Below are 21,798 nucleotides of genomic sequence, written 5' to 3'. Positions count from 1 at the left end.
GAGATCTTAATGAATTCATTACTTGCCATGCCGCTGCATCAACCGGTGCTCATATCTGATTTAACGCGAATTGATGACCGCTTGCGGCGTCGCATGATTGCCTTAGGTTTTTATGAAGGTTGCTCCGTACGAATCAAGCGCCGGGCCATCTTTTCCGGACCGCTCACGATTGAACAACTTGAACATCAACAAATGATTGCCATCCGTCGCTGTGACGCTGAACAGATCGGGGTGATCGTCCCGTGACGCAACGGATTGCCTTGATTGGAAACCCGAACACCGGAAAAACGTCTCTATTTAACCGATTGACCGGCTCCTTCGCCCACGTCGGTAACTGGGCAGGTGTCACGATCGAACAGAAAATCGGGCAGCTGCATGGAAACTTTGGACAGTTGATCGACTTGCCCGGTGTCTATGATTTAGACCCGCTATCGGCTGACGAAGCAATCGTCTCGCGATTCCTGTTGCAGGAACCGTTCGATGGGATGATCAATATCATCGATGCCTCGCAGTTCGAACGCAACTTACAATTAACGCTCCAATTGCTCGAAATGGGCCGTCCGCTTCAAATCGGCTTGAACATGGTCGATGTCGCCAAAGGACGGGGCATCCACATCAATTTAGAGCGCTTGAAAGAACGTTTGGACGCGGACGTGTTTCCGATCACAGCGCGTACAGGTGCCGGCTGTGAAGTCCTCCTGTCCTCCCTGCGAACAACCCCACGCGAACCTTTCGTACTCGATTACGGGGAAGAGACCGAACAGGCGATTCAACAAATTCTTGAAGCGACAGGACTGAGTGAGCGCGATCGCTGGATCGCCGTTCAATACTTGGCCGGAAATCGCGTCATTTCAGAACAGCTCGAATCGTCGTCGCGAACCGTCAATGAAATTCGTAAAGCGTTAGAAGTGAAACTCGGACGCTTCGCCCACGCCCATATTACAGAACGCAGACGCGACTGGACGAAAGACGTTCGCCATCACGTCGTCGATCAGCAAGGCGTACACCAAGCCACGGTCACCGACCGCATCGATGCCGTCGTGACACATCCGATCTGGGGCTTACCTATTTTCTTTACAGTACTTTACGCCCTGTTCCACATCACGTTCAACTGGATCGGTGCCCCGTTGTCCGATCTGTTGGATGGATTTTTGTCGGGTCCGGTCACATCCGGAACGAGCTCGTTGTTACAACTCCTCGGGACCTCTTCTTTCATCCAGGCGTTGCTGATTGATGGGGTGATTGCCGGTGTCGGCGGCGTCCTCGTCTTCGTCCCTCAGATTTTCGTGCTCTTTTTCTTTATCTCGTTTTTAGAGGATTCTGGCTATATGGCGCGTGTCGCCATTGTCATGGACCGATTTATGCAACTCGTCGGACTGAACGGGAAAAGTTTCATTCCGATGATCATTGGATTTGGTTGTAACGTCCCGGGCATTATGGCGGCACGGACGGTCGAGGAAGAGCGGGAGCGGCTCGTCACAATTTTCATTTCACCGTTCATGTCGTGCTCGGCGCGTTTGCCAATTTATGCTGTCTTCGCCGCCAGTTTTTTCGCATCAAACCAAGCGCTCGTTGTCTTGTCGCTCTATATGCTCGGGATCGTCCTGGCGTTGATTGCTGCAAAAATATTCACGTCCGTATTGGCGGCGGAAGATCGGAACAGCCTCTTTATCGTTGAACAGCCTCCATATCGTGTCCCCCAAGGGTTGACGCTTTGGCGCAGCACGTGGCAAAAAGCGAAAGGGTTCGTCCGAAAAGCAGGTACGTTCATCTTCGGCGGTTCCGTCTTCATTTGGTTACTCGCCTATTCCGGTCCAGCCGGAATGGACGTCCCGATGAATGAGAGTTTTCTCGCTATGATCGGCGGGGTCGTTGCGACGTTGTTAGTTCCACTCGGTTTCGGGACGTGGCAGGCCGGTGCTTCGCTCATCACAGGTTTTTTAGCGAAAGAAGTCGTCGTATCGACGATGGCGATCATTTATGCGGTCAGCGAATCAGACTTGTCCGCCTCGTTGCTTCCCGTGTTTACGCCGTTGAGCGCATATAGCTTCATGGCGTTCGTCCTCTTGTACGTCCCTTGTCTAGCGACCGTCGCCGTCATTCGGCGTGAAGTGGGCAGCGCCAAGTTAACGTGGGTTGCTAGCCTTTATGGGCTTGGTGTTGCGTACGTCGTATCACTGATGATCTATCAAATCGGTCGTCTGTTCGGATTGGCTTAACAAGGAGGAAAACTTATGTCCTTATTTGATGTATTGATCGGTCTTGCCGTATTCGGGTACGCCGCTTATTCGCTCCATCGCTACACCCGTAAAGCAAAAGCTGGTAAATGCGCCACGTGCGAAATCGCACCGACTTGTACGACATCCTGTGACGCAGCAGACTGGGATCAAATCATTGCGGAAGCACTACATCCTGATCAACCAGTCACAGCCCACAAAAAAACGGATTAGCGCGAAAAAATGCGCTAGTCCGTTTTTCATTGGAGGATATGTAACGTGGTGACAATGATCGCGACCATCAAAATACCGGGCAGCAAGTTGGCGACACGAATCCGGGTGATTCCGACCAGGTTTAACCCGATGGCGACGATCATGACGCCGCCGGTCGCCGTCATCTCCAAAATAAAGTCATCCATGAGCGACTCCGGAATAAACTTCATGATCTGGATGGCGAGCAACGCGATTGCCCCTTGGTACAACAAGACCGGCACGGCCGAGAACATGACGCCGATGCCGAGCGTCGAACTGAGCACGAGCGCCGTGAAACCGTCAATCAACCCTTTTGTATAGAGGACGTCATGGTCCCCGCGCAGGCCACTGTCGAGCGCCCCGATGACGGCCATCGCCCCGATCACAAAGATGAGCGTCGCCGTGATGAAGCCTTCCGCGATGCTCGACTTACTTTTCCCACCGAGACGCCGTTCCAACTGATAGCCGATCTCGTTCAACTTCTCGTCGAGCTTCCACCATTCGCCGAGCGCGGCTCCGATGACGAGACTGCCGATGACGATTAAAAAATTCTCACTCTTCATGCCCATCTGCACACCAAGCACGACGACGGCGAGACCGATGGCAGCCGTGACCGTCTCTTTCATCCGCTCGGGGATTCGGTGAAACAACAACCCGAGTAATGTGCCGACCACGATCAAGGCCGCATTGACGATTGTTCCGGTTAATACCATCGTATAATTCCCCGTTTCTGTATGTATTGAGAGGAATATACCAACTGTTTATGTGGGCTGTCAATTAAAAGAATACACAAAAAAAGCCACTTCTCGTAAGAAGTGGCTGCGCGGAAACCCACGTTCCTATGGGTTTCGCATCGGGTTTGGCACCCAAGTGATTCTGACTGGGCTCGAACCAGCGACCTCTACCCTGTCAAGGTAGCGCTCTCCCAGCTGAGCTACAGAATCAGGTCGTGTCCTCTCTTTAGGACACTATTAATATATCAAGAAACTAATGCCTTGGCAACTGTTTTTTAAAACTTTTTTTATTTTTTTCACCGTGTCATTTCTTCCCGTTTCATGTGACGACATAGACGTTCCAAATCGCCGGCATACACGGACACGATCATGCCTCCGTGTTCGGTGTCACGGTCCCAATGCAACCCATTCGCTTTGGCGACTCGCTGTGACGGCACGTTGTCCGGGTGAATGAGCGAGATGATGTCTTTCTCGCCGTCCTCGAACGCATGTTGCATGAGACGCGCGGCCGCTTCCCGACCGTAGCCCATGTGCCAGTGCTTCGGTGCCAGCCAATAACCGACCTCGAGCTCGATGTTGCCATCAAGTTCATGCAAGAGCGTCCCGGCATGGCCGATCGGCTCATCGCTTTGATGTGTCATCAGCTTGAGGAGTCCGGTCTGTCGGCCCGTCGTATAGCGGGCCAACTGTCTCTCGAACCATTCGATTGTCTGTTCATCCGTATATGGCTTGCCGTCCGGACTGATGAAGCGCATCACCCGCGGATCTTGGAGTAACGATTTTACGAAATAGAAATCGGAGATTGTATAAGGTTCAAGCCGTAGACGTTCTGATTGCAACTCGACAAGATTCATCTTTCCCGCCCCTTTCTTTCACAGTCTGAACTATTCAATTCCCGTTTCTATCTCATTTCAATCCTATTCACGCCACGACTTTCAACCCGATAACGCTCCCGATAATGAGAATTAAAAAGAAGACACGCCAGCGATCCCTTGACTCGTTCAAGTACAACATACCGAGAATCACTCCACCCGCCGCGCCGATCCCGACCCAAATCGAGTAGGCGAGCCCGAGTGGCAACGTCTCGAGCGAACGTGACAATAAATAAAAACTTAGTGCAAACGTCGTGATCGAAAGAAGCGACCATTTTAAAATCTGATAGCCTTTTGATTTTCCCATGAAGAAAACAGCAAGCATCTCAGCGAGCCCAGCCCCGATTAAAAATGTCCAACTCATGCCGACTCACCTCCTGTCACTTGCTTCAAACCGACCACCCCGATGAGGAGCGTCGCGATAAACAACAGCTTCATTCCCGTCATCGTCTCATCAAATAAAATATTTCCAACGATGACCGTCCCGACGGCGCCAATACCCGTAAAAACGGCGTACCCGGTGCCAGCTGGCAACACACGGAACGACATCGCCAACAAGCCAAAACTGACAATCAATAACACGATGGTCACGACGGTCGGTCCTAATACGGTAAACCCGTTCGACAATTTCATCGTCGTCGCCCAAACAATTTCAAGAAGTCCGGCGAGCACGAGCCACAACCAAGCCATTTGTTCCTTTTTCATGTCCACCCGACTCCTTTCTTGAAAATTTTAAATGCCGCATGCTGTCGTTGCGCTCGATTCGTTGCAAACGAAAAGAGTGAAAGCAACGCCCCGTCCAAAAAGCAATAGTACGCGTCATATACGTCGTCGAGCGATTGTTCCGGTAAATCGCCACGCTCCATCGCCAAACGGAACTGCTCTTTCTCAAACGCCTGGAGCTCGGTCTCGACCGACCCGATCGTCGTCTCGATGAAGACGCGCAGCTCAGGAGGCGGTACGAGCAGCATTCGCTTCGTCAACATCCACGTCTCTTCTTCTTCGAAGAAATGAATCAGCGCTTCAACGATTGCCTCGATCCGTTCGAGCGGTGCCGCATCATTTGACTCGTCCCGCGCTTGTGACCAAGCATGCTGGTAACGCTCGGCCATCTGTTCGACGACTTGTTTGAACAGCTGTTCTTTTCCTTCGATGTGCGCATATAAAGATGCTTTCTTAATCCCGACATCTTCGGCGAGCGCCGCCAAAGACAGTCCTTCATATCCTTCGAGTGCGAACCGGCGTCTGGCAGCTTGTTCAATCCGTTGTTTCGTGGTCATTTGCGATCTACCCCTTTCATCTCCCCTCACTTTACCTAACGAATGGTAGGTAGTCAAACTTCCGGATTGAGTTTTTGTACGGACAACGCCAAAATGAGAAGAGACCGTCAGAGGAAGGAATGATTGTATGATCGAACAGTTTAGTTTCACCTTGCCGACCGAGACGATACGAGGCCGAAAACGAATCGTCCGCGTCTACCGCCCCGACTTCGCTCGTACCGACGAGGTGTTGCCCGTGCTCTATATGCATGACGGCCAAAACGTCTTCGACGGCAAGACCGCGACAATCGGGGAAGGTTGGGCAATCGACCGCCATCTCGACGATTTGCAACTGCCGCTCATGGTCGTCGCCATCGCGAGCGCTCCCGATTGGCTCGACCGATACGATGAGTACTCATTTTATGAAGACGAGATGCTTTATAAACGCATCGGACCTGAACTCGCTAAGACCCGACCGACACTCGGCGGCAAGGGGCGCCTGTATGCCGACTGGCTCATGCAGGAGCTGAAGCCGTGGATTGACGCCCGCTACGCGACCGATCCGGATGATGTCGGTGTGATGGGCAGTTCGATGGGCGGCGTCATCTCGCTCTATATGATGGCGACGTATCCGGCAATCCGTCGTGTCGGTTCGCTGTCGACGGCCGCCTGGTCCAACCTCGACTCGCTCATTCGCGAACTGAAACAAGCCGACCTGTCCGCCCGACTCTATATGGATATCGGCACGAACGAGACGAGCGGTCCGATCACACCGGAAGACTATTTATATACGAACGCGAAACTCGTCGAGACGATCGCTCGGACCGGTATCGCCTTCCGCTATGAAGTCGAGCCCGGGGCGGTCCACAACGAGATTGCGTGGCGGCGGCGGTTGCCGAACGCGCTCGCATTCCTGTATGAACTCTCATGACATGAAAAGACGCAAAGGCGGTCGCCTTTACGTCTTTTCAACTATCTTTTTCTATTAGATGACCCAGTTCCCATCACGCATGATCGCTTCGCGTGTTCCATCCTCGAGCTCACCATCGATATTCATTTCGGCCGAACCGATCATGAAGTCGACGTGTGTCATCGAGTCGTTCGCGCCATTCTCAGCGAGTTCTTCGGGCGACATCGTCGGTCCGCCTTCAAGGCATGTCGAGTAGGCACGTCCGAGCGCCAAGTGGCACGATGCGTTCTCATCGAACAACGTGTTGTAGAAGAGGAGTCCCGAGTTCGAGATCGGCGAATCATCCGGCACGAGCGCAACTTCTCCGATGCGGCGTGCCCCTTCATCAAGGTTCAACAGTTCATCGAGTGCTGCCTGCCCTTGTTTCGCTTCCGCTTTCACGACTTTTCCGCCTTCGAACCAAAGCGTGAACCCGTCGATCAAGTTCCCGCTGTAGCTGAGCGGCTTCGTGCTCGACACGTGTCCTTCGACCGCATCTTTATCGGCGAGCGTGAACACTTCCTCCGTCGGCATGTTGGCGATGAAGTCGACGCCGTCCATGTTCGGACCACCGCCACCGAGGAAGACGTGCTTCTTCGGAAGACCGATCGTCAATTCCGTGCCTGGTGCTTTGTAGTGAAGTTTCGCGTATTTCTTGTCCGTCAACAGCTGCGCCCGTGAACGCAACGCTTGATCGTGCTCGTCCCAGGCGGCAACGACATCGTCTTGGTCCATTCGCGTTGCTGCGAAAATCGCTCTCCACAGGGCCGGAACCGCATCTTCACGGTCTGGGAATACTTTTTTCGCCCATGCTTCAGATGCACCGGCCACGATTGACCAGCTGACATTATCACTCATGACATACTTACGCCATTTTGCGAGCGCGACACCAGACGCCCGGTTCGAGTCGGCGATGCGTGATGATTCGACACCGTTCAGCGCGTCGGGATCGTCGCTGACGATCGACAAGAATGCCGTCTTCTCTTCCGCGAGTTGCTCGAATCGTGCTTTGAGCCACTCTGGGAACTCCTTGAACGCTTCAGTCGGTGCGTTGAAGTAACGCACTTTCGTCGTCTCTTCATCGCTCCAGTTGACGTACACTTGTTTCGCTCCGGCCGCGTAGGCTGCTTTCACGATTTGGCGGACGAGCGGTGCTTGGCTAATATCGGCTCGGACTTCGAGCTGTTGACCCGGTTGAATGTTGACACCTTTTTTGACAGCAAGCTCGGCATAGCGGGCAAATTCTGCCTCGGTCGGTAAAGTTACAGTAGACATATGTACAGTTCCTCCTTTTTCACTTATTTCTATTTTCTTAAATTTTCGGAAAAGTTGCAACCAAATCGCAAAAACGGGCATATTAGTAGATGTAGAGAGAAGGAGGAGAAAAACATGTCAGATTGGAAAACGACTTATTCACACTTTTTAAACAACGCCCAAACCGACTTCACCGAGAACGAAAAGCTAGGTGACTTATTAGTCCAAGGAGAACTCGCCCTAGCAAAAGTCACGGTCGACGTCGCCTCAAACGAAATCAGCGACATCGAACGAGAAGAGGAACTCACACTATACTTCCAAATGAAACAACTGCTTAACATGCTGCGTGCCGTCTACAACGCCCAGTTCGAGATGCAGCCCGACAAGCAACACGCTCTCGTCGCGGCCGTGCTCTATTTCGTCTCACCGTTCGACGCAATCCCGGACGACGCCCCGCTCGGACTGTTTGACGACGCTCAAGTCATCGACTACGTCCACGAACAGCTAGCGAGTGATATCGACCGTTTCCATAACGAGTTATAATCGTTCAAGACTTGAAATTCCGGCGTCATCGGAGTACGCTTGCATGAGTTCATTCAAAGGAGGCGTATGGCGCCTTAGCCACTCATATGTACGCAAAATCACGTAAACGGATTGCCGTCGAGACTGTCTTGTTTATCATCGCCGGAACAATCCTACAATCTATCTTTGTCGGTCTGTTACTCAAACCGAATGAAATCGGATCCGGTGGGATTGTCGGAATCACGCTCATCGTCAACGAGCTGTTCGGCACACCAATCGGACTCACCCAGCTAGTGCTAAATATCCCGCTCTTCATCATCGGGATCAAATATCTCGGGAGACGATTCATTCTCATGACAGGACTCGTCGTCATATTGTCATCGATTTTAATCGACGCGCTGCCTGTCCTCATTCCACCGACGCCGCTCGACGATCCGCTCGTCGCGTCCGTCTTCAGCGGTATCGTCTCAGGACTCGGTTTGGCACTTTTGTTATTTGCCGGGGCGTCGACAGGCGGACTCGATATTTTAGGGAAAGTCATCTTCATGAACAACCGCAACTTATCGCTCCCGAAAATCTTTTTGACCCAAGACATTATCGTCTATATCCTCGTGTTCATCACGTTCGATATTAAAGCGGTCATGTATGCGCTCGTCCTCAGTTTTGTCCGGTCGCGGACGTTGTTGACGATCCATCGCTTCTTCTCCGCCCAAAAACAGTGTTTCATCATCTGTAAAAAAGCGGACGAGATCAACTTGGTCATCAAACAGAACTTGAAGCGTGGGGTCACCATCATGGATGCGACCGGCGGCTATTCGAACGACGCGAAAAAAATGCTATACGTCGTCGTTCAAAACAACGAGATTCCAAAGTTGCGTCAAATCGTCTCAGACATTGATTCCGAGGCGTTTGTCACTGTCTCAGAAATCGACTCGATTGTCGGTAACTTTAAAGAACATTCGTATACACTTTGATCGACAGCATCGTGCTGTCGATTTTTTTGTGTAATAAATACTCGAACGGTCCGATAATAAGGATGAGCCTCAGAGACATATACAGAAGGAGGTGCATGAGTTGTCTAGCCACACTTTGCGCCAATCAGTCCCCGCGCTTCTCGTCGGGACGTTTTTTATCGGTTTATTCGTTATCTTATTCAGCCCTTATGCGTTAAGGGAGACGAGCTTGTTCGTCTACTTTATGATCATCGCACTCGTCGCCACCGTGGTAAGCGGGAGTGCCGTATTGCGCCATCACGGGATGCGCCGCTATATCTATCTTCTCATTAGCGCCGGCAACGTCTGTTTCATCGCTTATTTGGTGGGACACCGCTTTACCACGGCGATGTCGATTGACATGATGCTGTTCGTTCAAAACTTCTTTTATTTGATTATGGCCCTCATCGTCATCACCCAATCGATTGAAATTAGAACGTTGAAGTTGCGCACGTTTGATGTGTTCGCACTGCTCAGCTTTTTGATTGTCGGTGCGTTGCATATCTTCTTTTACACAAGGAACGGCGGCCAGTATGTCACGAATTTGAACGGCTTTGAAGAACAGATGGTGCTGATCAGCCTTTACATGGTGCTCGGTTTCTTATATTTGAATCGCATCGTGACATCCGGGCAAGGCTTCCGCGTGATGCTCCTCATCGGGATTCTCGGTTTTACCATCGCCTCGATCATCAATGAGCTGCAGTTGTTCACCGGTATCGGCCATGAGCTTCTCCATTTACTTCAAGTCATCAGCATTCTCATCATTTCAATCAGTTATTTGTTTGATGAATCGACAGAAGACGTCCTCGCCCATGATTCTGTGCTTGATTACGTCATCTACAGTACGATTGTCATGTTGTACATGCTCGCATCAGACCGACTGCTCGGCACCTCGATCATCGACTCGATGATTGCGAACGCGGTGTTGCTGTTGCTCATCCGTCAATTCGTTGTTGCTAAGCAGAACGCACTCATTAGCCATCGGTTACATACCGTCAATACAGACCTCGAAGTCGCGGTCACGACGAAAGCCCACGAGCTCGAACTCCGTGAACAACAGTACCGCTCACTGTTCGCGTATCACGCAGAACCCATCTTTTTGTTCGACCTTGACGGCGAAGTGTTGTCTGTCAACGAAGCAGGGAGCTCTGTCCTCGGTCATGACACCGAGACGCTCATCGGATCAAATATTTTAGACATCATCGAACAAACGGATCGATCCGCCTATACGAACGTGTTACGTGACCTTACGAACGGACGTCCACAAACATTAGACGTCAATGTCGTGACAGAAGATGGTTCGGCACGCGTTTGGCAATTGATGAACATCCCGATGATCATTGATGGGGAAGTCGAAGGCATCTATGCCATCGTCAAAGACATCACGCAAATGATCGTCCAACAAGAACAGATCCTTTATCAGGCTAACCATGATAGCTTGACCGGGCTGCATAACCGTTACGCGCTGCAAGAACAGATCGAGCGCCTGATCACGGACGGCCGACCGTTCACACTCATGTTCTCCGACCTCGACGGGTTCAAAGAAATCAATGACCAGTTCGGCCATCATATGGGTGATCAGTTGCTGCAGCACATCGGTAAACGTCTACGCAGCGCCTTGTTGCCAAACGAATATGCCGGACGACTTGGAGGCGATGAATTCATCGTCGTCGCCGAACACAATGATGATGAAATTCTCGTTGAACGTTTACGTCGTCTCGTTTATCGTCCTCCTTATTTCATGGCCGGGAACCTCGTCGAAATTCATGCTTCAATCGGAATCGTCCGTTATCCGGAGCACGGCACGACGCTGAAGCACCTCTTATCGAACGCTGATTTGGCCATGTATAAGGCAAAAGACAAAGGACGCGATGAGACCGTTATTTTCGCTCCTGCGCTTCGCGTCGATAAGGAAGAACGAAAATTGTTGATGGAAGGACTTGATATGGCGCTCGAGAAAGGTGAAATCTCACTTTATCTCCAGCCACAGGTCGATGCCTCGACGAAGGCGATCATCGGCGCCGAGGCACTCATGCGTTGGCAACGCGACGGCAAGTTCATCCCGCCGAGCGAATTCATTCCGATTGCCGAAGAGACCGGTCATATTCATGACCTCGGTCGTTGGATGATTCATGAGACGTTCCAACTGATGTACGCGTTTGAACAAGGCGACATCGATTTGCCAAAACTATCGGTCAACTTGTCGGTCCGGCAATTGTTCGATGAACACTTGATCGATTATTTGACGACGTTGTTCGAACGCTTCCCGATCGAACCGAGCCGCTTGAACTTCGAGTTGACCGAAACGGTCGCGGCGCACCAGTCAGACCGCGTCTTAAATCGAATTCTCGAGTTAAAGGCACTCGGTATCAAACTATCGATCGACGATTTCGGGACCGGCTACAGCTCACTCGCCTATCTCGTCCGCTATCCGATTGACGAGTTAAAGATCCCGCGGGAGTTCACGATGCAGCTAGAAGAAAATCGCGAGTATCAAACCGTGACCGCGACCATCGTCGCCATGGCACGACAACTTGGGATGGCTCTCGTCGCTGAAGGCGTCGAGACCGAATACCAAGAGACGTTCCTTCGTCGGATCGGTTGCAACTCGATGCAAGGGTATCGTTACGCGAAACCGATGCCGCTCGACGAGTTCGTCATCTATTACATGAAACAAAACGCTTGAACAGACAAACGCCTCGGGTCCACTTACGGATCCGAGGCGTTGCTTATTTCATTTCATAGATTTTGACTTCGCCCGGCATCAAATCGACCCAAAGGTCCCAGTTGTCGTCGAACGAATGCTCGGCGTACGGCCATGAGTTCGGTGAGTACACCATCTCGGCGAAACGACTCGCGTTCCAGTTCCGGCGACGCACCCCATCGAGCGGCACCTTACCTTGCAGGTGCTCTTGCATATTCGTGTTGGCGACGATGAGCAACGTCTCGTTCGTATCTGCCCGTAACCAAGCCAGACCGATGAACGGCGCCCCCCTATCCGTCATCGTGAGCGGTTCGAAGTGACTCGGGTCGACGAGAGCGTCGAGCCAACGGCGGCGAACTTCCGCCACTTGATGCATAAGTTCGACCATTTCAGTCCGCTCAGGATGATCCCAATGGAACTGATACGCGTCGAAGAAAGCAAGTTTCCCGAAATATGGATCAGTCGGGAACAACTGATACGCCTCTTCCGGTCGGCAATCGAGACCGGTATTCATCGGCTGCGTCTCATACAGTTCAAGCCCCGAGTTCGTCAATGGCACCCCGTTCGGCATGAAGCCGTTCAGTACGGTGAGCAAGCGACTCGCCTGGCGTCCGCCGTCTCGCGTCGCAATCCGGCGTGTATCGGCTGTCTCACCAGCCGCAAATACCGGCAACGGCAAGAAACGTGAGTCGTAGATGAATTGATGGGTGTCATGCGTGTCAAAACGCGGCTCTTTATAGAACCCGTATCCGATGATCATATTATAGCCGGCCTCACGCGCCGCAAAAGCCCCGACTTCGATCAGTTCTTCGGCGATGAAACTGAAGTTCGAATCGAGTTGACGCGGCTCTGTCAAGATGCGCTGGGCGAGATCGACCGGCAAAGCGTGTCCCATGTCGATTCGGGCACCGTCAATCCCATATTCGCGTTGATAATGCGGAATGATGTCGGCTAACATCGTCCAGAGCGGTTCGTTGATCTCGTCACCCCGGAACTGGTTCGACTTGATCGAGTCGAACAAAATATATGGGGCCAGACCAGCCTCGCCGACATAAGGGGCAGCGGCTGTCGGATGGTCGAGGAACAAGCGGAAGTACGTGACGTCCGACCACGGCGGTTGCGGATCGTTGATACAGTCCGAGAACGCCGGAGCGGTCGTCAAACCGAACTCACGCTCGATGACGGCAAGCAAGTTTTCTTCTGGATGCTCGATCAAGTAAGCTTTCACCGTCTCCCACTTGGCAGCATCGACGAGATTAGGCGCCATCGAAAAGCGGCGGAGATGGTGCCAAACGTCCTCAGATCCATAGATCATCGGCAGGAATGCATGCTCAGGCTTCACGTTTTCTCCGATTCCCGGAACGTGAGGCGGGTGATAGTAATCGAGTTCCGCAACCGGGATCCAGTAGAACCATTCCGGATTTTCTAAAATGAGACGGTTATCGCGGGCGCACGTGCGAGGAATGACATCGATGACGACACGGATGCCCACCATATGACACGCCTCGACGAAAGCGGCGAACTCTTCCTCGACCGTCAATCCGTCCCCTGTCAATGTCTCTTTTAGTTCTTCGTCGATGGCAAAGAAATCTTGGACAGCGTATGGGGAACCGAACTCACCTTTCTTATTTTTATGACTGTGCTGCGAGATCGGCAATAAAAATAACGTGTCGATCCCCATGTATAACAAGTGCGGCAACAGAGCCAGCGTTTTCACGAACGTGCCGGTATCTTTCATGCCTTGAGAGTTGTCCATCTCGACGTAGCCTGACCCGTCATGGTCCCACGACGTCGAGGTCCGGACTTGCATCGAGTAAACCGAGGAGCGCTTAATCCAGTCTCCCCCTGTCTCGAGGTGCCCGTCCGCTTGTGCGACCGACTGACGATAATCACGCCCGTTGACAGCGTGCGGAAGAATGCCTCGTTCAATCGTATCGATTAAAAAGTCGTACGGGTTCACCCGCTCGACACCGTCGCGCACCGGTTCTGCCGGAAATCGCATCCGGTTCCACAAGGTCGGGATTTCATATTGAAGATTGGTCCGTTTTGTTTTTAAGACCTGATGTAACTTGTTTAACGACGAGTTCTCTGGCATATTTACTCTCCTTATGAATGAAATCGTTCCATTGTCCATTGTAAGCGATAACAAGAAACGCCATACTATGTATTTAACTCTTTACCCGGTTTTTCCTTTTCCAAAAAAATATTTTATGCTGAAACCCGAAAAATATTGTACGATTATCTTCATAAAGGAGAGATAAACATGTCCCAACGAAAGTGGCTGTTGCTGCTCGCCTCATTGTCCGTATTAATCGTCCTCGTCATCGCCAGTTTCATCGTTCAACTGCGAAATACGACTGACCAAATCGATACCATTCACGAGAAACGATTCGATTCATATGAAGCAATTGAAGAAATCATGTACTACAATATCGAACGTGCCAACGCTATCCGCGGTCTCCTCGCCTACGAGGACCGCCGCTTTTTAGAAGCCTATTACAGCATGTCCCAACGTACGAAAGAGTTGAAGGAATCTATCACGAGTGATCCGAGAACGCCAAGTTCGTTCCTCGACTTACTGCATCGGGACGGCATTTGGGAACAAGAAGCCGACCGCGTCCTCGTCATGTACGAGAGCGGTGACATCGAACAAGCGACGGCGACGGCCGAGTCGATGACCGATCAACGGCAGACGATACTAGAAGATTTAAGAGCTTTGAAACAGATGCAATACAACGATATCCGGAAAGAGCTCGTATCCACTCAAAATCAAATCGATATCGTCATTCAAGCACTGTACTCCATCGTTTTCTTACTCGTAGCGGTCCTCATCATCCTCGTGTTCATGATTTTCAAAACACGTCAAAAAAAGACCGATCACAACTGACCGGTCTCAAGCATTCGCCAAACTTCAAGCTCGCTTGAAGTTTTTTTAGTTGGAACGGATCAAGCGAGTCGCATTGCCGATGGCGAGCAACGCGACGCCGACGTCTGCGAACACCGCTTCCCACATCGATGCGAGTCCGAGCACGCCGAGCAGGAGGAACAGCGCCTTCATCCCGAATGCGAGGACGATATTTTGCCACACGATCCGCTTCGTCCGCTGACTTAGCTCAATCGCCGCAACGACATCGCTCGGGGCGTCATTCATGAGCACAAGATCTGCCGCCGTCACTGCGGCATCACTCCCGATTCCACCCATGACGAGTCCAACATCCGCACGGGCGAGCGCTGCCGCATCGTTCAAACCGTCGCCTACGAACGCGACTTTCCCTCGCGCAGCCAACTTCTCAACTTCCTCGACTTTCTGGTGGGGAAGTAGCTCACTTTTCACTTCATCGATTCCGATTTTCAAACCGACCGACGTCGCAACTTCATCCCGGTCCCCTGTCAACATGACCGTGTGGTAGCCGAGGCGTTTTAGTGCGGCAACGGCTGCTGCGGCATCCTCTTTCACCGTATCCATCAGTTCAATCCGCCCGAGCCAGCGGTCATTTCTCATGACGTGGACGCTTGTGCCCATTTGTTCATCTTGAATCGAATGTCCTAACTTCCGCATGAATCGCGCACTTCCGACATAGATTGTATCCGTGCTATCTGTCGCTGCCAGACCGTAGCCCGGGTCTTCGGTAATATTCGCAAACGCGGTCGTCTTGCTCGCCTTCGCCACGATTGCTTTTGCCAACGGATGCGTCGATGCCATCTCAACACGGGCAGCGAGCGTTAACAACTCCGCTTCTGTCACGTCTCCGTTCGTCGTCACGTCCGTCACTTCAAAGCGACCGGTCGTGAGCGTTCCTGTCTTGTCAAAAATGACCGTCTTCACTTCGGCGAGCACGTCTAAATACTCGCCACCTTTGACCAAAATCCCTCGTTTAGAACCAGCCCCGATCCCGCCGAAATAACCTAACGGAATTGAAATGACGAGTGCGCACGGGCAACTGATGACGAGGAAAATTAAGGCGCGATACACCCACTCCTCTAAATTCCCAACGAAAAGAGGTGGGATGAACGCAACGATTGCTGCTAAAACGACGACAATCGGCGTATACACTCGGGCTAAGCGTGTGATCATCTGCTCTGTCTTCGCTTTGTTCGAGCTTGCCTGTTCGACAAGCGCAATCATCTTTTGCAAACTCGACTCCGTCGCTGAGCGTTTGACGCGCACTTCAAGCCGGCCTTCTAAATTGACCATTCCGGCGAGCACTTCATCGTGCGGTCCGACTTGACGAGGAACCGATTCGCCCGTCAAAGATGCCGTATCGAGTGAACTCGATCCAGTCACGACGCTCCCGTCCATCGGAACTTGTTCGCCGGCACGGACGATGATGACCGAGCCGATTGCCACTTCTTCGGGACGCCGCTCGAACTCACCGTCCGGACCGAGCACACGTGCCATCGTCGGTTTCATATTCAATAATGACTGAATCGATCGACGCGACGCATGGACGGCGCGTCCTTGGAAGTATTCGCCGAGTTGATAAAATAGCATGACGGCGACCGCTTCCGGATATTCTCGAATTGCGAACGCCCCAATCGTCGCAATCGTCATTAAAAACTTCTCATCAAACCATTCGCGATGCCATACGTTTCGGACTGCCGCATAGACGACATCATAGCCAGCGACCGCATAAGCAACCACGTATAACGGCAGTGATTCAGTCAAGAGCGCGAGCACAAGCAGGCTGAGGGCGATACCAAAGCGCCACAACAAATGGTTCGGTGCTTGCTCGATTTGATCAGTTTTCACGAAATGCGCACCCGGTTCAATCCGCCCCATCGTCTCTTCAATTGAACGGAGCGTCGTTTCACGCTCGGCCGGATCAATCCATTCGATGATCATTCGGCTCGTCGCAAAGTCGATTTGACAGGATGCGACACCGGTCTGATCCGAGACGCTTTTCTCGATCTTCGCCGCACAATTTGTACAAGTTATACCTTCGACTGGTAAGACGTCACGTAATTCCATAGCTCATCCTCCCATTTCATTCAAACGTCGATTTGAATATATCGTAACGCTGATTGGAAGAGAACACAATAAAAAGAAGTGTCTACTGTGTTGTCGCAGTAGACACTTCTCAAAGACCTGATTGCTGTTCGGCACTGTGCGCCATCGCGATTTCGACAAGAAGGCGGACGTGCTCGTCATCTAATGAGTAATAAACAACTTTCCCATCTTTACGATATTTTACGAGCCCTTGATCGAGAAGCGTCCGTAAATGATGCGATGCGGTTGCGTTCGAGTGTCCGATCACGGCGGCGACGTCACAGACACATAATTCTTGCTCGAGCGTCAAGACGTACAGCACTTTCAGTCTCGTCGGATCAGCGAACGCCTTAAACAACCGACTGACTCGGTTCGCATCCAATCGCACAAGCGCCTGTTGCAATACAGCCACGTCTTCACTTTGGATGGCGATTGTTTCGCATTGTGGTGCCTTCATCCGTGTCACCTCATTTCGTATAATTTCATTTTAGCAAATCCAAAAAGAAAAATCTGTTATAGATTATAATTGACTTAAACATAACTGTTATAGTACAATGAATACAACTTAACAAACGCACGCATACTTAAAGGAGGCGCTTTATATGAATGAATGGGCAAGCCGACTCGAATCGTCAGTCGAATTTTATCGGAAATTACCAGATAAGACGTGTCAAGAATGCGGACAACATATGGATGAGCAGTGTGAGTCTTATGAAAACACATGCGCATCATGTGCTGAAAAGCTTCAACTCGCTGAACAATAAACAATCCCTCGGAGTTTCCGAGGGATTGTTTATTGTCCAAATTGGTAGCCGAGGTAGGCGGCAATTAAACCGAAGACATACGTCGCCAGTAAGTATAAACCAAAGCGAACCCAATCTTTCGACACGAACCGCATGACTTCAAGTTTGAACGTCGAGAACGTCGTGAACGAACCGAGGAATCCGACGCCGATCCCGAGTCCCACCACTGAGGGTACAGGGGCCGCATACAAATATCCGAGCCAAAACGATCCGGTCACGTTCACGAACAAAGTCGCCCAAGGAAAGACCGACGTCGTCCATACTTTAACGAGCTGACCAATGCCGAAACGGGCCATCGCCCCGAAAAAGGCACCGATCATCACTGTCACAACAGTCATCACGCCTCCCCCTCTCGCTTCACAAAATGCCGGAATCGTCTTCTTCCTAGTTTATAGCCTAACCACGAGCTGAACAGGCCGAGGACGATGCTCAGTGTCACATAGGTGAGCGCTCCGACCAGGTCCCCTGACTCAATCATCACAATCGTCTCGATACTGAACGTCGAGAACGTCGTGAACGAACCGATAAATCCTGTACCGACCGCCGTAATGACCATCGGTGAGAACTTTCCGGTCTGAAATAAGTAATGGGTGAGCCAACCGAGCACGAAACTGCCAATCAAGTTGACGGTGAGCGTCCCTAGCGGAAATGTACCTGTCCACAACGTATGCATCCCTATACCGACCCCATACCTTGCAAGCGCTCCAAGCGCTCCTGCTAAACCAACGTAAACGTAGAGCACGACCGTTCCTCCTTACGAAAAGACACCTGCCGCGAAAACATCGCCCGGCAGGTGTCTGCATTTCTTCTCAAATTATAACAAGCCCTCTTGCATTATGAAATAGGAGTCGGTGCGAATACAGCCTCGATTGCCGTGAACGCCTCATCGAGTTCTTCTTTCGTAATGACAAGCGGTGGTGCGAGTCGAATGACCGTCTCGTGTGTCTCCTTGCAGAGCAAGCCCCGCTCTTTAAGCGCCTCACAATAAGGACGAGCCGCTTCCGTCAACTCGATCCCGATGAATAGGCCGCGGCCCCGGACTTCTTTAATGCGTGGGTTGTCGATTGACTTTAAACGGTCCATAAAGTACGTCCCGAGTTCGAGCGAACGCTCCGGAAGCTGTTCTTCTTCAAGCACCTCTAGCGCAGCAATCGATACCGCCGCCGCGAGCGGGTTCCCCCCGAACGTCGACCCGTGCGATCCTGGATTGAACACTTGGAGGACGCTTTCGTTAGCAGCCACGCAAGATACCGGGAAGACACCGCCACCGAGTGCTTTTCCGAGGATATACATATCGGGATCGACGCCTTCCCATTCGATCGCGAACCATTTTCCAGAGCGGCCAAGACCTGACTGAATCTCATCTGCGATGAACAACACGTTGTTCGCCTTACACAATTCAGCCGCCCGCTTCAAGTAACCCGCCGGCGGGATGATGATACCCGCTTCCCCTTGAATCGGTTCAACGATAAACGCCGCCGTGTTCTCCGTGATTGCGGCCTCGAACGCGTCGATGTCTCCGTACGGCACGACTTTGAAGCCTGGGAGGAGCGGTCCGAAACCGCGCTGATAGTCCGCTTCTGTCGACATCGACACAGCCGCCATCGTCCGTCCATGGAAGTTGCCGGTGCAGACGATAATCTCGGCTTGCCCTGGAATTTGTTTGACCTCATAGGCCCAGCGCCGTGATGCCTTGACCGCGGTTTCGACCGCTTCGGCACCGGTGTTCATCGGTAACACCATTTCTTTATTTGTAAGCGCTGCCACTTTTTTGTAGAAGCGACCTAGCTGATCGTTGTAGAAAGCACGTGACGTCAACGTGATCTTGTCGGCCTGATCTTTTAACGCTTGAATGATTTTCGGATGACAATGCCCCTGGTTGACAGCCGAATACGCACTCAACATATCCATGTAACGATTCCCTTCCGGATCCGTCACCCAAATCCCCTTCGCCTCCGAGATGACGATTGGAAGCGGATGATAATTGTGCGCCCCGAATTTCTCTGTCAATTCAATCACTTCTTGTGTTTTTGACATTTGATTTCCCCCTTATGAAAAGAACTACCTTACTCCTTCAGTATATGATGACCGTCTTTCTTTTGACAACGACGAACTTGCCCGTTCCTTGGGTTGGGAAAATAAGGTACACTGAACGTATAGTATGACTTATTTGATGTAGATTGGAGGAATTTGTGTGACTTCATTGCGTGATTTGCCGATTGATACGTTCATCGATGCCCTATCGATCCCATGCTGTTACATCGATTTTGACGGCACCGTCCTTCTTTGGAACGAACAAGCGGAGACGCTGTTCGGTTGGGAGCGTGACGAGGTACTTCACCACGCATTACCCGTCGTCCAACATTTAGAGCAGGCGCTTGAAACGTGGTCACCATTGCTCCTTCAATATCCATTCTCGACGACTGCATTGACGGCGTTTAAACATAAAAACGGCTCGGTCGTCTATGCGACCGCTTACTTACAAACTTTTTCGATCAACGACGTCAACGGCTATTTTTTAGCCTTCCTACCGAAAGGCTTCGGTCCGCTCATCAGCACCGAGCAGTTCAACCTGCTCCACCACTTCCAAGCGATGATCGAGCATTCGACTTATTATTTGGCAGCCAACGCTCGCGGCGAGATCACTGAGATCAATCCGCTGTTGTGCGACTTGATCGGGGCACCTGACCAACAATTCATCGGTCGTAACTGGTTCGAGCTCATTCACCCATCCTTTGAAGATGATCCGATTGCGGGTGTGGTACGTCAAGCGCTCACGACCGATCAAATTTGGAACGGCGAGATGCCGATTCGATCGCAACGACATGTGACGAACATCTGCTGGCTCAACTTGACGATTGTACCGATTTTAAGTGAAGACGGCGAAATCGCCCAGTACACGGCGTTTGGTTTCGACGTGTCTGATAAAAAACGTCTCGAACAAGAAGTGAACTACCTCGCCTATCACAACGATTTGACCGGGCTGTTAAATAAAAAAGGGCTCTTGCGCCAATATGCGCACTCACTTACTGACGTGAAAGAACATAACGGGTTGTTGCACGTCGCCCTCTTCGATATCGACCGGTTCAAAATTATCAACGAGTCGTTCGGTTCACGCGTCGGTAATGAACTGTTGCTTCAAATTAAAGACCGGGCTGAACGCTTCCTGCCCCAGTCGAGTGTCATGTTCCATCCTTCGGGCGGCTTGTACGGCATTCTTTTCTTTGAACAATCAAAAGAAGAAGTGTTCCAGCTGCTTCGTCAACTGCAACACGAACTGCAACGACCGTTCCGGATTTACCATCATTCGATCATGTTATCAATCTCGATCGGTTGCGTGTTCTATCCGTCGGCCACTAATTCGTTGGACGAGCTGTACACCCGAGCCGAGAGCGCTTTGTTCAAAGGCAAGCGCATCGGTGTCGGGACGATCCAATTCGTCACGAAAGACATGGACGATGCGTTCTCAAGACAAATCCATATCGAAAAAGCGCTGTACCAAGCGCTCGAAGAAAAACATTTTTATCTCGAATACCAACCGAAGTTCGACTTGAAAACGGATAAGCTGATTGGATTTGAGGCGTTACTGCGCTGGCATCACGACCAACTCGGGCAAATCCCGCCTTCGGAGTTCATCCCGCTCGCTGAAGAGATGGCGCTGATCGTCCCGATCAACAACTGGGTCATTCTTGAGGCCACCAAGCAACTGAAGGCGTGGCAACCGCTCGTCAATCATCCTCTATCGATGGCGGTCAATATTTCACCGAATCAGTTCCGCAGTGAGAGTTTCATCAACACGCTCCGAAATATCAAGCAACAACTCGACTTGAACCCGTCCGACGTCATCCTCGAGATCACGGAAAGTCTCGTCATGCAACAGACGGAGGAAACCATCGCTCGGATGAATCAAATCAAACGGCTCGATTACCGCCTGTCGATCGACGACTTTGGAACCGGCTTCTCGTCGCTTCAATACTTGAAATCGTTCCCGGTCGACGAGCTGAAGATTGACAAGGTCTTTCTTGACGACTGGATGACGTCGAAGTCTCACTTGCTCGATGTCATCGTCCATCTCGGCAAGAGTTTGAATCTTCACGTCGTCGCCGAAGGTGTCGAAGATCAAATCATGCTCGACCATTTAAAAGAGACCGATTGCGACTCGTTCCAAGGATTCTTATACGCCAAACCAATGGCACCCGACCAAGTCGTCCGATTGCTCACGAATAACGAGATATAAAACATCACCGGTCGTCG

Annotated in this window: 22 protein-coding genes and 1 tRNA gene; 10 read left to right on the top strand and 13 right to left on the bottom strand. The window is 51.4% G+C overall.

What is annotated here, in order from left to right; genetic code table 11:
- The first annotated feature begins 9 nt into the window (after positions 1–9).
- From EVJ22_RS10520 to EVJ22_RS10510, 3 genes are read left to right on the top strand one after another with little or no spacing between them, the layout of a single operon-like run.
- Positions 10–246 (top strand): FeoA family protein, encoded by a 237-nt coding sequence (locus EVJ22_RS10520; protein WP_071399105.1) that lies wholly within the window; start codon positions 10–12, stop codon positions 244–246.
- Positions 243–2,219 carry a ferrous iron transport protein B gene (gene feoB / locus EVJ22_RS10515; protein ID WP_131443895.1) on the top strand — a complete coding sequence of 659 codons (1,977 nt, stop codon included), beginning with the start codon at positions 243–245 and terminating at the stop codon, positions 2,217–2,219. Before EVJ22_RS10520 ends, feoB begins: the two co-directional genes overlap by 4 nt.
- 15 nt (positions 2,220–2,234) lie before the next feature.
- Positions 2,235–2,450, top strand: coding sequence for a FeoB-associated Cys-rich membrane protein (locus tag EVJ22_RS10510; RefSeq protein WP_071399103.1), 216 nt, complete (start codon positions 2,235–2,237; stop codon positions 2,448–2,450).
- A gap of 26 nt (positions 2,451–2,476) precedes the next feature.
- On the opposite strand, the gene EVJ22_RS10505 is transcribed toward EVJ22_RS10510, so the two are convergent.
- The 6 genes from EVJ22_RS10505 to EVJ22_RS10480 all read right to left on the bottom strand — a co-directional run bounded on the left by EVJ22_RS10505 (position 2,477) and on the right by EVJ22_RS10480 (position 5,354).
- Complete coding sequence (locus tag EVJ22_RS10505) at positions 2,477–3,181, bottom strand: DUF554 domain-containing protein (RefSeq protein WP_071399102.1); 705 nt, start codon at positions 3,179–3,181, stop codon at positions 2,477–2,479.
- 158 nt (positions 3,182–3,339) lie between these two features.
- Positions 3,340–3,412: transfer RNA gene (locus EVJ22_RS10500), tRNA-Val, on the bottom strand.
- Between the two features lie 86 nt (positions 3,413–3,498).
- Entirely contained in the window at positions 3,499–4,056 is a 558-nt protein-coding gene (locus tag EVJ22_RS10495; RefSeq protein ID WP_084813044.1) for a GNAT family N-acetyltransferase, read from the bottom strand.
- 67 nt (positions 4,057–4,123) lie between these two features.
- Positions 4,124–4,438, bottom strand: a complete 315-nt coding sequence (locus EVJ22_RS10490; protein WP_071399101.1) for a DMT family transporter — start codon at positions 4,436–4,438, stop codon at positions 4,124–4,126.
- Entirely contained in the window at positions 4,435–4,764 is a 330-nt protein-coding gene (locus EVJ22_RS10485; RefSeq protein ID WP_070328974.1) for a DMT family transporter, read from the bottom strand. The genes EVJ22_RS10490 and EVJ22_RS10485 overlap by 4 nt, the downstream gene beginning before the upstream one ends.
- 11 nt (positions 4,765–4,775) lie before the next feature.
- Positions 4,776–5,354, bottom strand: a complete 579-nt coding sequence (locus EVJ22_RS10480; protein ID WP_071399100.1) for a TetR/AcrR family transcriptional regulator — start codon at positions 5,352–5,354, stop codon at positions 4,776–4,778.
- Between the two features lie 127 nt (positions 5,355–5,481).
- On the opposite strand from EVJ22_RS10480, the gene EVJ22_RS10475 reads away from it, so the two are divergent.
- The gene (locus EVJ22_RS10475) at positions 5,482–6,264 is read left to right on the top strand and encodes an alpha/beta hydrolase (RefSeq protein ID WP_071399099.1); all 783 of its coding nucleotides are present in this window, start codon (positions 5,482–5,484) and stop codon (positions 6,262–6,264) included.
- A gap of 54 nt (positions 6,265–6,318) precedes the next feature.
- Here EVJ22_RS10475 and EVJ22_RS10470 read toward each other — a convergent pair whose 3' ends face one another.
- Positions 6,319–7,557: an aminopeptidase gene (locus tag EVJ22_RS10470; protein WP_070328855.1), complete on the bottom strand. Its 1,239-nt coding sequence runs from the start codon at positions 7,555–7,557 to the stop codon at positions 6,319–6,321.
- Positions 7,558–7,671: 114 nt separating this feature from the next.
- On the opposite strand from EVJ22_RS10470, the gene EVJ22_RS10465 reads away from it, so the two are divergent.
- The 3 genes from EVJ22_RS10465 to EVJ22_RS10455 all read left to right on the top strand — a co-directional run bounded on the left by EVJ22_RS10465 (position 7,672) and on the right by EVJ22_RS10455 (position 11,736).
- Positions 7,672–8,079 carry a YkvA family protein gene (locus tag EVJ22_RS10465; protein WP_071399098.1) on the top strand — a complete coding sequence of 136 codons (408 nt, stop codon included), beginning with the start codon at positions 7,672–7,674 and terminating at the stop codon, positions 8,077–8,079.
- 86 nt (positions 8,080–8,165) lie between these two features.
- Positions 8,166–9,032 carry a YitT family protein gene (locus tag EVJ22_RS10460; protein ID WP_071399097.1) on the top strand — a complete coding sequence of 289 codons (867 nt, stop codon included), beginning with the start codon at positions 8,166–8,168 and terminating at the stop codon, positions 9,030–9,032.
- A 115-nt stretch (positions 9,033–9,147) separates the two neighbouring features.
- Entirely contained in the window at positions 9,148–11,736 is a 2,589-nt protein-coding gene (locus EVJ22_RS10455; protein ID WP_233589679.1) for a putative bifunctional diguanylate cyclase/phosphodiesterase, read from the top strand.
- A gap of 43 nt (positions 11,737–11,779) precedes the next feature.
- On the opposite strand, the gene EVJ22_RS10450 is transcribed toward EVJ22_RS10455, so the two are convergent.
- Positions 11,780–13,849, bottom strand: coding sequence for an alpha-amylase family protein (locus EVJ22_RS10450; protein ID WP_071399096.1), 2,070 nt, complete (start codon positions 13,847–13,849; stop codon positions 11,780–11,782).
- A 168-nt stretch (positions 13,850–14,017) separates the two neighbouring features.
- Between EVJ22_RS10450 and EVJ22_RS10445 the strand changes: the two genes are divergently transcribed.
- Entirely contained in the window at positions 14,018–14,641 is a 624-nt protein-coding gene (locus EVJ22_RS10445; RefSeq protein WP_233589678.1) for a hypothetical protein, read from the top strand.
- 45 nt (positions 14,642–14,686) lie between these two features.
- Here EVJ22_RS10445 and EVJ22_RS10440 read toward each other — a convergent pair whose 3' ends face one another.
- Positions 14,687–16,723 (bottom strand): heavy metal translocating P-type ATPase, encoded by a 2,037-nt coding sequence (locus EVJ22_RS10440; protein WP_131443893.1) that lies wholly within the window; start codon positions 16,721–16,723, stop codon positions 14,687–14,689.
- A 109-nt stretch (positions 16,724–16,832) separates the two neighbouring features.
- Positions 16,833–17,198 (bottom strand): ArsR/SmtB family transcription factor, encoded by a 366-nt coding sequence (locus EVJ22_RS10435; RefSeq protein ID WP_070328849.1) that lies wholly within the window; start codon positions 17,196–17,198, stop codon positions 16,833–16,835.
- 145 nt (positions 17,199–17,343) lie between these two features.
- On the opposite strand from EVJ22_RS10435, the gene yhfH reads away from it, so the two are divergent.
- A complete protein-coding gene (gene yhfH / locus EVJ22_RS10430) occupies positions 17,344–17,505 on the top strand; it encodes a protein YhfH (RefSeq protein WP_016509445.1) in 162 nt (53 codons plus the stop codon).
- 29 nt (positions 17,506–17,534) lie between these two features.
- Here yhfH and EVJ22_RS10425 read toward each other — a convergent pair whose 3' ends face one another.
- From EVJ22_RS10425 to EVJ22_RS10415, 3 genes are all read right to left on the bottom strand, one after another.
- On the bottom strand, positions 17,535–17,882 hold the full coding sequence (locus EVJ22_RS10425; RefSeq protein WP_071399093.1) for a fluoride efflux transporter FluC: 348 nt from the start codon (positions 17,880–17,882) through the stop codon (positions 17,535–17,537).
- On the bottom strand, positions 17,882–18,286 hold the full coding sequence (crcB, locus tag EVJ22_RS10420; RefSeq protein WP_131443892.1) for a fluoride efflux transporter CrcB: 405 nt from the start codon (positions 18,284–18,286) through the stop codon (positions 17,882–17,884). The genes EVJ22_RS10425 and crcB overlap by 1 nt, the downstream gene beginning before the upstream one ends.
- 92 nt (positions 18,287–18,378) lie before the next feature.
- Positions 18,379–19,581 (bottom strand): ornithine--oxo-acid transaminase, encoded by a 1,203-nt coding sequence (locus tag EVJ22_RS10415; protein ID WP_131441167.1) that lies wholly within the window; start codon positions 19,579–19,581, stop codon positions 18,379–18,381.
- A 157-nt stretch (positions 19,582–19,738) separates the two neighbouring features.
- Here EVJ22_RS10415 and EVJ22_RS10410 point away from each other — a divergent pair, with 157 nt between their 5' ends.
- The gene (locus tag EVJ22_RS10410) at positions 19,739–21,781 is read left to right on the top strand and encodes an EAL domain-containing protein (RefSeq protein WP_131443891.1); all 2,043 of its coding nucleotides are present in this window, start codon (positions 19,739–19,741) and stop codon (positions 21,779–21,781) included.
- Positions 21,782–21,798: the final 17 nt, after the last annotated feature.

Origin of the sequence: Exiguobacterium sp. SH0S7, assembly GCF_004337195.1 — a bacterium.
GTDB classification, from domain to species: Bacteria; Bacillota; Bacilli; order Exiguobacteriales; family Exiguobacteriaceae; genus Exiguobacterium; species Exiguobacterium aurantiacum_A.
Note: the sequence above shows the minus strand (reverse complement) of the source record. Positions and strands in the feature narration are given on the sequence as shown.